Annotated in this window: 11 protein-coding genes; 6 read left to right on the plus strand and 5 right to left on the minus strand. The window is 39.5% G+C overall.

The annotated features are described in order from the left end of the window. Positions 1-190: 190 nt before the first annotated feature. On the minus strand, positions 191-2,059 hold the full coding sequence (locus tag HYG79_RS04325) for a M61 family metallopeptidase (protein ID WP_179240938.1): 1,869 nt from the start codon (positions 2,057-2,059) through the stop codon (positions 191-193). A 212-nt stretch (positions 2,060-2,271) separates the two neighbouring features. On the opposite strand from HYG79_RS04325, the gene pyrH reads away from it, so the two are divergent. The 6 genes from pyrH to HYG79_RS04355 all read left to right on the plus strand — a co-directional run bounded on the left by pyrH (position 2,272) and on the right by HYG79_RS04355 (position 9,728). Next, positions 2,272-2,979, plus strand: a complete 708-nt coding sequence (gene pyrH / locus HYG79_RS04330) for a UMP kinase (RefSeq protein WP_179240939.1) — start codon at positions 2,272-2,274, stop codon at positions 2,977-2,979. A 43-nt stretch (positions 2,980-3,022) separates the two neighbouring features. Beyond that, a complete protein-coding gene (frr, locus tag HYG79_RS04335; protein ID WP_179240940.1) occupies positions 3,023-3,577 on the plus strand; it encodes a ribosome recycling factor in 555 nt (184 codons plus the stop codon). 122 nt (positions 3,578-3,699) lie between these two features. After that, positions 3,700-6,102: an efflux RND transporter permease subunit gene (locus tag HYG79_RS04340; RefSeq protein WP_179243478.1), complete on the plus strand. Its 2,403-nt coding sequence runs from the start codon at positions 3,700-3,702 to the stop codon at positions 6,100-6,102. Positions 6,103-6,193: 91 nt separating this feature from the next. Continuing rightward, positions 6,194-7,627: an asparagine--tRNA ligase gene (asnS, locus tag HYG79_RS04345; RefSeq protein WP_179240941.1), complete on the plus strand. Its 1,434-nt coding sequence runs from the start codon at positions 6,194-6,196 to the stop codon at positions 7,625-7,627. Between the two features lie 38 nt (positions 7,628-7,665). Beyond that, positions 7,666-9,123: an RNA polymerase factor sigma-54 gene (rpoN, locus tag HYG79_RS04350; RefSeq protein WP_179240942.1), complete on the plus strand. Its 1,458-nt coding sequence runs from the start codon at positions 7,666-7,668 to the stop codon at positions 9,121-9,123. Further along, the gene (locus tag HYG79_RS04355; protein WP_179240943.1) at positions 9,123-9,728 is read left to right on the plus strand and encodes a hypothetical protein; all 606 of its coding nucleotides are present in this window, start codon (positions 9,123-9,125) and stop codon (positions 9,726-9,728) included. Before rpoN ends, HYG79_RS04355 begins: the two co-directional genes overlap by 1 nt. A gap of 196 nt (positions 9,729-9,924) precedes the next feature. Here the strand turns inward: HYG79_RS04355 and HYG79_RS04360 are convergent, their stop codons facing one another. The 4 genes from HYG79_RS04360 to HYG79_RS04375 all read right to left on the minus strand — a co-directional run bounded on the left by HYG79_RS04360 (position 9,925) and on the right by HYG79_RS04375 (position 12,263). Further along, positions 9,925-10,620, minus strand: coding sequence for a porin family protein (locus HYG79_RS04360; RefSeq protein ID WP_179240944.1), 696 nt, complete (start codon positions 10,618-10,620; stop codon positions 9,925-9,927). Between the two features lie 82 nt (positions 10,621-10,702). After that, on the minus strand, positions 10,703-11,185 hold the full coding sequence (locus HYG79_RS04365; RefSeq protein WP_179240945.1) for an ExbD/TolR family protein: 483 nt from the start codon (positions 11,183-11,185) through the stop codon (positions 10,703-10,705). Positions 11,186-11,202: 17 nt separating this feature from the next. Continuing rightward, entirely contained in the window at positions 11,203-11,811 is a 609-nt protein-coding gene (locus HYG79_RS04370) for an ExbD/TolR family protein (protein ID WP_179240946.1), read from the minus strand. An 8-nt stretch (positions 11,812-11,819) separates the two neighbouring features. Then, positions 11,820-12,263, minus strand: a complete 444-nt coding sequence (locus HYG79_RS04375; protein WP_179240947.1) for a hypothetical protein — start codon at positions 12,261-12,263, stop codon at positions 11,820-11,822. Between the last annotated feature and the right edge of the window lie 23 nt (positions 12,264-12,286).

Consider the following 12,286-nt stretch of genomic DNA (forward strand, 5'->3'; position numbering starts at 1 on the left):
TGCGAAAACAATACATTTACCATCTTCAACAATAAAAATCCTGTTTGCTGATTAAATAGCATCTGAGAGAGTATCCTTTTTCGATAGAAAGTATAAAATAAGTAGACGCACTTTACTTTTATTCGTTACATCCAGAAAATAAAAAAGCGCCACAAGAAGGCGCTTTACATTATATGTTGATTTACTTATTTTAACCCTTCATCCAAGCATTTCTTAATTTGAGCTCTTTGTCACTAGGCGATTCAACTGGGACAATTGTCTCAACATTTAACACTGACTCGCCTACTCTTCCCGATAAATTTATCTCTTCACCATCTCTCAATAGTACCATTGAAATTTCGGTTTCAGGTGTCCACCCAAAACTTTGCCCAATTATAGGGCGAATGCTTTCCAGCGTAATAGGAGTGCCGTTAATACTTTTTATGACATCACCACCTTTTAGACCCATATCGGTTAGGAAACTATTCAGTTGTATCCCGTTCCTAATATAAATTGCATTAGCATTGGCCTGGTCAACATCAATGAAAGGAATATCACCATTTAGAAAATATCCCGATTTTTTCGCCACCACTTTAGAAGTTAGGCCAACTTTTGTAAAATACCGGTTATAATCAATAGGTGTATCCCCGATAACATGGGTATCAAAAAAATTGCGGAGCCCGGGATAGGTCATGGCTACGATTTCATCAATAAGCTTGTCATCCTCGAACGGAGTCATATCCCCGTATTTGTTGGATAATTGCTTCATTAGCCACAAGACTCCTTTTTCGCCATCGCTCCATTCACGTAATTGAATATCCAAAACCATATTGATAAGCGCCCCTTTTTCATAAACGTTGCCGTAGTTGTCCTTGTAGGGGTCATCCAAAACATTTTCGCTCATAACGGTAAATGACATGCTATCATCATAAGATTTGGCATTTTCTATCTTACCCATAATACGTTTATAGAATTCGGCCTCGTCAATAAGCCCTTGTTGAATTTGGAAAAGATTGGCGAAATACTCTGTCGTACCCTCGTACATCCATAAGTGTCGGGACATTTTGGGGTCATTAAAATCAAAATATTGTACTTCTTTCGAGTGAACGTTCAACGGGGTAACAATATGAAAAAACTCATGCGACACCACGTCTACCATAGCTTGTTCCAAACGCTCTTTCTGCATTTGTTCCGGTAGCACGACCACCGTAGAGGTGTGGTGCTCCAATGCCCCAAAACCCGAGGCATCATCTTTTTCGAGCGTTGATAAATACAATAGAATAGTATACTCTTTTGTACCGTCTATATCCCCCAAAAAAGCTTTCTGTGCGCCCATCATCTTTTCCATACGGGGCTTTAAATCGGAAGCTTTGTACACATCGTTTGGCGAGTAAATGCTTAAGGTTACGGTAATATCGTTTATGCTGAAAGTTTCTGTATTGGGCTTTGCATATAGAATAGGATTATCGATCACTTCAAAGTAACGTTCTGCCAAGAAAGCGTCCCATGCCGGATCGGGTTTTCGATTTGGCTCTTCCTTTAAAGAGGTGGTTGCCACTAAATCAATAGGTTTTCTAATCGTTATGAGATAGGGCACTTCTTTAAAATCATCAAAATACCCCACAAAACCGTGAAGATTCAACATATAGTTCTCACCCTTCAGAATATTGGTTCCCGCAGGGGAAAACACCGCTTCTTCCACTTCGGTTTCCGTATCAAACGTATCGTTCACGGCATAGGTCACCTTATCTAGTTTTTTAGCTTCAGGGATGTACCACGTATTGTCATCGATTTTATTAAAACTTAGCTCCTTTCCTTCATAATCCAAGGCCTTAAAATCTTGTACGTATTTACCATAATTATCAGTGCTATAGGTTCCAGGAACGGTCTTAGGAATAAAAAAAGAGATGTTGTCGGTAACGAAGGCTCCAGGATCAATGCTGACATTGACCTTGTCATCAACAACGTTCACCAAATCAATATCTACCATGATATAAGTCTTATCTATGGTAACCAATGATTTTGAAGCACTGCAGCCTAACACTAAAATTCCAGAAATAATTAAAAAAACTCTTTTCATATATTTAAACTTACTTTTTTAAATTCTTTTCAAAATTTGATAATGCTCGCTTTACCTATATAAAACATTATAAATTATCGGCCGACAAGAATAACAATATTAATCAAGTTTACCCAGACAATTCACAAATAATTAAGGGGTTACTTACAACAAAAATGTAAGGTGCAGCATAACTTTTTTTGATTATTTTTGTTTTGACTAATAAGCTACACATGCAATACAACCGAATACTTTTGAAACTAAGCGGCGAAGCCTTGATGGGCGAGAAACAATATGGGATAGATTCTACCAGACTTTCAGAATATGCCGAAGAAATCAAAAAAGTAGTTGACAAAGGTATTGAAGTGGCTATAGTCATTGGTGGTGGAAACATCTTTAGGGGCTTGACCGGTGCCGCCACGGGAATGGATCGCGTACAAGGAGATCATATGGGCATGTTGGCAACCGTAATCAACGGCTTAGCCCTGCAAAGTGCATTGGAACTAAAAGGTGTGCAGACCCGACTGCAATCCGCAATAAAAATAAACGAAGTTGCCGAGCCCTTTATTCGAAGACGTGCCATGCGCCATTTGGAAAAAGGCCGTGTTGTGATTTTCGGCGGAGGCACGGGAAACCCATATTTTACTACGGACTCCGCAGCAGTTCTTAGAGCGATTGAAATAGAGGCAGATGTCATCTTAAAAGGTACCCGTGTAGATGGCATCTACACTTCCGACCCCGAAAAAGACAAGACCGCTACCAAATTTGACACTATTTCCTTTACCGATGTTTTGACCAAGGGGCTCAAAGTAATGGATACCACGGCATTTACCCTAAGCCAAGAAAATGAATTGCCCATTGTTGTTTTTGACATGAACAAAAAAGGCAACCTATTGAAAATCGTAGAGGGAGAAAATATAGGAACGGTAGTGAATCTTTAATTTTGGTATAATTTGTGTTCAACATAAATTTTAAATTACGCATATGAACGAAGAAGTAACTTTTATAACAGATGCCGCTAAAGAAGCCATGGACAAAGCCATGGTGCATTTAGAAAAGGCTTTCTTAAAAATTAGGGCGGGCAAAGCAAGCCCTGCAATGCTTTCAACCGTTATGGTAGAATATTATGGCTCACAGACCCCATTGTCCCAGGTAGCGAACATCAATACGCCCGATGCGAGAACCATATCGGTTCAACCTTGGGAAAAAACAATGCTGCAAGAAATAGAAAAGGCCATTATGAACGCCAATTTAGGTTTTAACCCTATGAACAATGGGGATTTTGTAATTATAAACGTACCACCTTTGACAGAGGAACGCAGGCGTGACCTCGCAAAACAGGCTAAAGCAGAAGCGGAAGATGCCAAGGTAGGTGTGCGTAATGCAAGACAGGAGGCCAACAAAGAGATCCGGGACCTTGACATATCTGAAGACCTTCAAAAAAATGCGGAATCCGATATTCAGGACCTAACCGACTCGTATACCAAAAAAATAGATGCCGTTTTGGACGTGAAAGAGGCCGAAATCATGAAAATATAACCTATTGCTATCATAGCATCTAAAGCGGCCCAATAGCCGCTTTTTTCATTTTATATACTTATCGATACATTCTAGGAACACAACCCATCTTTTTCTACATTTGCACACGGTAAAAAAGAGGTATAGTGGCAAAACTTACAAAAGGCTTTTGGCCCAAAACGGCAAATATAATTCTACGCAATAGAATTCTTATTTTAATTGTAATTGCCTCGTTTACCGTATTTCTTGGTTTGCAATGGGAGAACATGCGTTTCTCCAATTCACAGGCCAATTTGCTACCGGATGACCACCCAACAAATCTAGAGTATCAATCCTTTCTAAAGCTTTTTGGGGAAGAGGGCAACACCATTGTACTAGGCATACGTGATAGCAGCCTGTTTACCCCTTCTAAATTTAATAGGTGGAACAAATTCAGCAAGCAGTTAGATGCCTTCCCCGAAGTAGACTTTGTACTTTCTACCGATAATCTTCAAGAACTGGTCAAGGATAACGAAAAGCAGGAATTTGTATTATCGCCGTATATAAAGTCAAAACCAAACACAAAAGCCCAGGTAGACAGCCTTAAAAATCATCTTTTTAATGACCTACCCTTTTACGAGAGTCTGCTTTTCAATAAAGAAACAGGCACCATACGCACCGTAATGTATCTGGACAAGGATATCGTAAACACATCCGTCAGAAAAGATTTTATCCTAGAGGACCTTACGAATCTCGTTGAAGATTTTGAAGAGGAAACCGGTCTTAATGTGCGTATTTCGGGTATGCCGTACATACGTACCCTCAACTCTCAAAATATCATTGATGAAATAGGGAAATTTATTTTGGCCGCCTTGGGGGTAACCTCATTGATTTTCTTTTTCTTTTTTAGGAGTTTCAGGGCAACCTTCATTTCAATGTGCGTAGTGATTATAGGGGTAATGTGGGCTTTCGGTATTTTGGGACTGCTCCAATATGAAATTACCGTATTAACGGCACTGATTCCTCCCTTGATTATCGTTATCGGAATTCCCAACTGTATTTTCCTTATCAATAAGTATCAACAAGAGGTGAAAAAACATGGGAACCAAGCACTCTCCTTACAACGCGTCATTTCCAAGATCGGCAATGCCACACTAATGACCAATGTTACCACTGCATCGGGTTTTGCCACTTTTATAATAACCGACAGTAAGCTTTTGAAAGAGTTTGGGATTGTGGCATCTATAAATATTATAGGCATATTTATTCTTTCCCTATTGATCATACCAATTGTATACAGCTTTATGTCGCTTCCCAAAACAAAGCATTTGAAACACTTGAACAAAAGATGGGTCGATGCTTTTGTAAACTGGATGGAACGTATCGTAAGGCATCGCAGAATAACGGTTTATATCACCTCTTTGGTCCTTTTGATAGCCAGCATTATTGGCATTTATCAGATTGATATTTCTGGAAGCCCCATCGAGGATATGCCAAAAAAAGCCGAGTTCTTTAAGGATATACGTTTTTTTGAAGATGAGTTTGACGGTATAATGCCCGTGGAAATAGTAGTGGATACGGAACGTGAAAAAGGAGTCCTGAAATTGGCGACCCTAAGGCGAATGAACCAACTAAGCGACTATATTGATGAAGTCCCCGAACTATCCAAGCCAGTCTCCGCCGTAAACTTGGTAAAATATTCCAAGCAGGCATTTTATGGCGGTATCCCAAAATACTATCAACTGCCTACATCGCAAGAAAACAATTTTATCATGGATGTTGCCCGGAAATCTTCCGGCAATAGCAACCTTCTCAAAAGTTTTGTGGACAGCACCGGGCAAACCGCACGAATTACCACATACATGCAAGATGTGAAAACAGATCGCATGGAAGAAATAGAATCCCGGCTTTTGGAACAAATCCATAAGATTTTCCCAGACGAGCGTTTTAACGTATACATGACGGGCAGTGCCCTACTGTTTTTGAAAGGCACCAAATATCTCGTTAAGAATCTGGTACTCTCTTTGGCCTTGGCCATTGGGCTGATCGCCCTTTTTATGGCGTATTTGTTTCGTTCGTTTCGAATGATCATCATTTCGTTGATTCCCAATCTACTCCCTTTGGTGGTAACTGCAGGTGTTATGGGCTTCGTTGGCGTTCCCATAAAACCCTCTACCATTTTGGTGTTCAGTATCGCTTTTGGTATTTCGGTTGATGACACCATTCATTTTCTTGCCAAATATAGGCAAGAACTTACGGCCAGTAGGTGGCGTATCGAAAAATCAGTATATGCGGCATTGCGTGAAACCGGTGTGAGTATGTTCTACACCTCGATAGTACTTTTCTTTGGGTTCTCTGTCTTTGTAATTTCCAACTTTGGGGGAACAGTCGCCTTGGGTGCTTTGGTATCGGCAACTTTGCTTTTTGCAATGCTCGCCAATCTTATTTTGTTGCCCTCGCTCTTGCTTTCTTTGGAAAAAAGTATTGCCAACAAAGAGACCTTGAAAAAACCTCAGATAGATATTCTTCCCAAAGAAACCTTGAACGGAAAAGGTAAAAAAGGGTAATCTTCGGCAAACACGTATTTTATAACTCAGTTAACCGTCTTCTTTTTGCCAAAAAGTTATCTTTGCAGCTTAAATTTTGAATGGCCTTAAAATGACAGCGCATAGTGTAAAAGAATTGCTTTCTGGGAAATTGACATTACAGGAAGTTACTGTAAATGGTTGGGTAAAAACCTTTAGAAGTAACCGATTTATTGCATTGAACGATGGTTCTACCATAAATAACATACAATGTGTGGTAGATTTTGAAAAATTTGACGATACTGTCCTTAAACAAATCAACACAGGTGCCGCTTTAAGAATTACCGGTACTTTGGTAGAAAGCCAGGGGCGTGGGCAGAGCGTAGAGATTCAGGTAAAGGATATTTTTGTACATGGTGAGGCCGACCCTGAGGCTTACCCTATACAACCCAAAAAGCATTCCTTGGAATTCTTGAGGGAAAAAGCACATTTAAGGGTCAGGACCAATACGTTTTCTGCGGTTATGCGAGTACGCTCGGCGTTATCTTTTGCCATTCATCAATATTTTCAACAAAACGGTTTCTATTATTTTCACGCTCCCATTATCACAGGTTCCGATGCAGAAGGTGCTGGTGAAATGTTCAGGGTAACCACATTGGATGCAAAAAAACCACCTTTGACAGAAGAAGGAGAAGTAAATCATAAAGAGGATTTCTTTGGAAAGGAAACCAATCTTACGGTATCCGGTCAATTGGAAGCGGAAGCCTATGCCATGGCACTTGGCAAAGTATACACTTTCGGACCAACATTTAGGGCAGAAAACTCAAATACCTCAAGACACTTGGCCGAATTTTGGATGATTGAGCCCGAAATGGCTTTCTATGACTTGGATGCCAATATGGATCTGGCCGAAGATTTCATAAAAAACGTGATACGCTATGTATTGGAAAACTGCGAGGACGACCTTCAATTTTTGGAAAAGCGATTGTTGGACGAAGAAAAAAGAAAACCTCAGGCCGAACGTAGCGAAATGGCATTAATTGAAAAGCTCAAGTTCGTTGCCGATACCAATTTCAAAAGGGTGACCTACACCGAGGCCATTGACATATTGAGAAACAGCAAACCTAACAAAAAGAAAAAGTTTCAATACCCGATTGATGAATGGGGAGCAGATCTACAGAGCGAACACGAACGGTTTTTGGTCGAAAAACATTTTAAATGCCCGGTAATCCTTTTTGACTACCCCGCCAAAATCAAGGCATTCTACATGCGTTTGAACGAAGATGGAAAAACTGTGCGTGCCATGGATATTCTGTTTCCTGGAATAGGGGAAATCGTAGGTGGGTCCCAGCGTGAAGAGCGCCTGGAGGTATTAAAGGAAAAAATGGCCGCTTTGGACATTCCCGAAGAAGAGCTTTGGTGGTATTTGGATTTGAGAAAATTTGGCACTGCGGTACATAGCGGTTTTGGACTCGGTTTTGAAAGACTTGTACTTTTTGCAACGGGCATGGGCAACATAAGGGATGTCATCCCTTTTCCGAGAACACCGCAAAATGCAGAGTTTTAATCTTAATTCTTTAACTTTATAGGTAGGAAATACCCCATATGTTAAAACAGCACTTACAGTTTAAACTTTCGCAAAAGCTATCGCCACAACAGATTCAGTTGATGAAGCTGATACAATTGCCTACCCAAGCTTTTGAACAACGGCTGAAACAAGAGTTAGAAGAGAATCCCGCTTTGGAGAGTGGTAAAGAAGAAACTCTTTCCGATACCGATGACTTTGAGGACAATTATGATAATGAAACGGATAGTGAAAGCATCAATGCAGAAGACATCAATATAGACGATTATCTTAGTGATGACGAAGTTCCCGATTACAGAACTCAGGCCAATAACTATAGTGCCGATGACGATGACAAAAGCATTCCCTATGCCGCCGGAACCTCTTTTAACCAATACCTGTTAAACCAACTCAATACCGTATACCTTACCGATGAGGAGTGGGCGATTGCAGAATTTTTGGTCGGCAGCGTTGACGAAAGCGGCTATATTCGCAGACCTTTATCCGATATTACCGATGATCTTGCTTTTACCCAAAATATATACACCGAAGAGGCCACTGTTGAAAAAGTCTTGAAAACGGTACAAGAGCTAGACCCTCCCGGAGTAGCGGCCCGATCCTTGGAAGAATGTTTGCTGATACAACTTGACCGTAAGGAACCTACGCCAAACATTGATCTAGCAACCACGATACTCAAAAAATCTTTTGACCAGTTTACGAAAAAACATTACCAAAAACTCATTCAAAAGCATAACATTACCGAAGAGGAGCTTAAGGGAGCCATTACAGAGATAGAAAAACTAAATCCCAAACCTGGTGGTTCCTATGCGGGAAATAACAGGATTATTGAACATATTGTGCCCGATTTTTCCATAAAAATAGTAGAGGGCGAACTAGAGCTTACCTTGAACGGTAGAAATGCCCCAGAGTTGCATGTTTCGCGTGAATACAACAACATGCTCGAAGGCTACAAAAATTCCAAGGAAAAATCAAAGTCCCAAAAAGACACTGTAATGTTCATCAAGCAGAAGTTAGATGCCGCAAAATGGTTCATTGATGCCATTCGCCAAAGACAGCAGACGCTTTTCATTACCATGAACACCATAATGCAATACCAAAAAGAGTATTTTTTAACCGGGGACGAGCGCAAGCTTCGCCCCATGATACTCAAGGATATTGCCGATGCCATAGATATGGATGTTTCCACGGTTTCAAGGGTAGCCAACAGCAAGTATGTAGACACGCCTTATGGTACCAAATTGATAAAAGAGTATTTTTCCGAGTCCATGAAAAATGAACAAGGAGAAGATGTATCCACCAAAGAAATCAAAAAAATATTGGAAACGGTTATTGGGGAAGAAAGCAAAAAAAAGCCTTTGACCGACGATAAACTAGCAGCTATCCTAAAAGAAAAAGGGTACCCTATTGCCAGGCGAACGGTAGCCAAATATCGTGAACAGTTAGATATTCCTGTTGCACGGTTAAGAAAACAAATATAATGCGTGGTTTCCTAAAGGCGATATCCTATATTTTTCATCCTTTATTTATTCCTTTGGCCGGGACCGTAGTTTATTTTATGGTAACCCCAAAGTACAGCCCTTTGGAACTACAGAGCGGCAACATTCTCCCTATTTTTATATTGACCATCATAATACCTATCATTTTTTTCCTGATTTTGAAGAATTTGGGAGTAGTGAATTCAATTTTTATGTCGTCTCCCAAAGAAAGAAAATATCCGTTATACATTAGTATCGCCTTACTTTTAATGGTAGTTATGAAAGTTATTCCCAACAATTACATTCCAGAGCTTTATTTTTACTTTGTAGGTCTGGTTTTAGCTGCTTTGGCAGCATTGATACTTCTGTTCCTAAATTTCAAAATAAGCGTTCACCTTATAGGCATAGGCAGCTTGTTAGTCTTTCTTGTAAGTTTGAGCATTCATTTTGAAAAAAACATCACCATCGCCATAGGGCTGATAACCTTGGCAACTGGGCTTGTAGCCACTTCTAGGTTATATTTAAGGGCTCATAACAAAATTGAAATATTGATAGGCTTTTTAATTGGATCTATTTCCCAATTGCTCACGCTTAAGTTTTGGCTGTAAAATAGATACCGAGGAACCATATTATCTTGGCAACACGTTACGCATTCTGATGAAATTTTGTCAATTCGAGTATATTTTATAATTGAAATGAACGAAAATTTGTGTCTAGAACAACAATTTTTATCAGAAAAAAGTTCTCGAAATGATTTTTTCGTTGCTCGAAATCACTCATATCGACATTATAGTACAAAACGGGTTATAGTATATAAAAAATAAAGCCAATTCTAAGTGGCTTGGCTAATATACTATTGCCATTATCCAATGAAGTATTATCGTTGAAAAAATCATTCAAAGCGTAGTAAGCATGAATATTGAATGTATTGTACCCAAAATTAAAGGTTAGCCCGTATTGAAAATCACGCACATCAGAATTCGTAAACGAATTTTTTTGACTTTCCGTTACCAATTTGGAGCGACTTCCCAATACGTAACCAAGTTTTACCCCTGTATAAATTCTCCAAAACTTGTAAACCCTTGCGGTAGATGTTCGCCATCTGAACGCTATCGGCATTTCTATTAAATGGGTCTCTACCTTGTTTCGCTTTAAATCAATATCATCGGCCAATGCTGCATACGTAATTCCGTTGGGGGTTTCAGTGGCACCTAAATTTGTATAGTAGGAGTTAACCGCATAGCCTATACCTATTCCCAAAGCTACATTTCTTCTCGCATTCAGAGGAATATCTTTAATAAATCCGCCTTGTAGCCCATAGGACAAGTTTCTTTGCGTAATGCCTTCGGGTTTATTCAATAAAAGATTATAGGTCAATCCCACATAAAATTGATCCTCTAAATATTCAGAATCATATCGTGTGGAGTCTTGCCCAGTTTGCGCAAGTACAATGCACGGCAGAAAAAAAAGTAAAGAGAATGGAAAAAACAAAGATTTCATATCACGATAATAAAGGTAAATATTTAAAACAAAAAACGCTCCAAATACATTGGAGCGTTTATAAGTTTAAAAGAAAAAAATATTATTGAAGGTTCTTAAAAGCATCACCTTCATAGGTAGTGTAATTCACCTTAAGTGCATTTACTTTACGTAGTTCTTGCTTAATGTCGGATATGATGCCCATATTGGCTTCCTTATCAACTTTCAAGGCCGTAGTGAGTACGTTTTGAAGTTCTTGCGGCTTTTTTGCCCTTTCCGCCAAAATGTAATCCCCAACTTCGGAAACATCTGCAAACTTATCGTTTAACTGAACTTTTGCCAACGTACCGAACACTTTTTGATAATCTTTGGTAGGTTTACCCACATACACATAAATGATTCTGTCCTTTTTATCCAGTTTTTTGATTTCGGTCGCATTAGGCAACGTATTTTCTACCATAATGGAACTGTCTTTCATTGTGGTGACCGTCATAAAGAAAAATAACAGCATAAATACAATATCCGGTAGGGAAGCAGTAGAAACCGCTGGTAAATCACCATCCTTCTTTTTTGCAAATTTTGACATAGTTTTTCTTTATTTAATTAATTGGATGTAGACGTTTCCGCTTCAGACAACTTCTGAGGAAACAACTTTTGAATTCTCTCTACCTTTTCTTTTAAAGCTTCCTTGACACTTTTTGGTGTTTCGGAATTTAGATATTCAGCTTCCATATCGGTAAAGTCCCTTTTGTACAAACGCTGGGCCTCTCGGTCACGTAAATCGTTATAAGCGGCTACCAATTCATTTTGAACCGTAATGTAAGTGCTGTATTTGGTTTCCCTATCATTCTTCAGCGATATAATGGCCTTATCAGGATTATCGGAAGAATCGGGGTCATTCTTTCCTTTGCAGTAGGTACATGTACCGTCCCCACCATTATCCAAGAAAGCAATCGCCTTGTCCTTCAATTTAGTGATATCCGTAAGCTCATCCTCGACTAAGAGTTGGCCGTTTCTGTTGATATTTACCGTAAAGATATTTTTCTGTTTAATAACAACATTATCTTCTGGCGGCTCCATCGGCGGTAACATCCTATCCAATCCTGCATCAGTTTCAATAGTTGTGGTAACTAGGAAAAAGATCAACAATAAGAATGCGATATCTGCCATGGAACCAGCATTTACTTCTGGTGCTCCTCCTCTTCTTGGCATAATTTTATTTATTTACTTGTTAACTTTTTAAGACCTCCCCATAACATTAACCCTACGGCTACTATGGTAAGGATAAAGAACACATTAAGTCCCATCCCAATAGTCTTTATGGTACTTTCGGATGTTTCAATGCCTCTATTCGCCATAGCATCCACACTAATATCGGTTCCCGATGCCAAGCCATATGACACGGCAACCACAATGGCCAGACCGCCGATTGCGAACAATGCTTTTTTAAGACTTCCAGAAGTCGAAAACAAATTTTTGAGACCAAAAATAACACTTGCCAAAACTGCGATAGCGATAAGCAGATAGGTTAAAATAAACATGAAATTCATAGGCCCGCTCTGCACGGCTTCTCCCATGGGAGCATCACCATCCGGAAGTTGGGTCCATAAAATGGCACCCACCACCCCAACGGCTATTAAAATTATTTTTATGATTTTATGCATGATAATCTATATTAAATTGTCTT

It is taken from the genome of Costertonia aggregata (assembly GCF_013402795.1).
Classification (GTDB): domain Bacteria; phylum Bacteroidota; class Bacteroidia; order Flavobacteriales; family Flavobacteriaceae; genus Costertonia; species Costertonia aggregata.

What these genes read in the sequence shown, in the direction of transcription:
- HYG79_RS04360 (WP_179240944.1), bottom strand. Translation starts at nt 10,620, where the DNA reads ATGAAATCTTTGTTTTTTCCATTCTCTTTACTTTTTTTTCTGCCGTGC.
- pyrH (WP_179240939.1), top strand. Translation starts at nt 2,272, where the DNA reads ATGCAATACAACCGAATACTTTTGAAACTAAGCGGCGAAGCCTTGATG.
- HYG79_RS04325 (WP_179240938.1), bottom strand. Translation starts at nt 2,059, where the DNA reads ATGAAAAGAGTTTTTTTAATTATTTCTGGAATTTTAGTGTTAGGCTGC.
- HYG79_RS04370 (WP_179240946.1), bottom strand. Translation starts at nt 11,811, where the DNA reads ATGCCAAGAAGAGGAGGAGCACCAGAAGTAAATGCTGGTTCCATGGCA.
- frr (WP_179240940.1), top strand. Translation starts at nt 3,023, where the DNA reads ATGAACGAAGAAGTAACTTTTATAACAGATGCCGCTAAAGAAGCCATG.
- asnS (WP_179240941.1), top strand. Translation starts at nt 6,194, where the DNA reads ATGACAGCGCATAGTGTAAAAGAATTGCTTTCTGGGAAATTGACATTA.
- HYG79_RS04365 (WP_179240945.1), bottom strand. Translation starts at nt 11,185, where the DNA reads ATGTCAAAATTTGCAAAAAAGAAGGATGGTGATTTACCAGCGGTTTCT.
- HYG79_RS04355 (WP_179240943.1), top strand. Translation starts at nt 9,123, where the DNA reads ATGCGTGGTTTCCTAAAGGCGATATCCTATATTTTTCATCCTTTATTT.
- HYG79_RS04375 (WP_179240947.1), bottom strand. Translation starts at nt 12,263, where the DNA reads ATGCATAAAATCATAAAAATAATTTTAATAGCCGTTGGGGTGGTGGGT.
- rpoN (WP_179240942.1), top strand. Translation starts at nt 7,666, where the DNA reads ATGTTAAAACAGCACTTACAGTTTAAACTTTCGCAAAAGCTATCGCCA.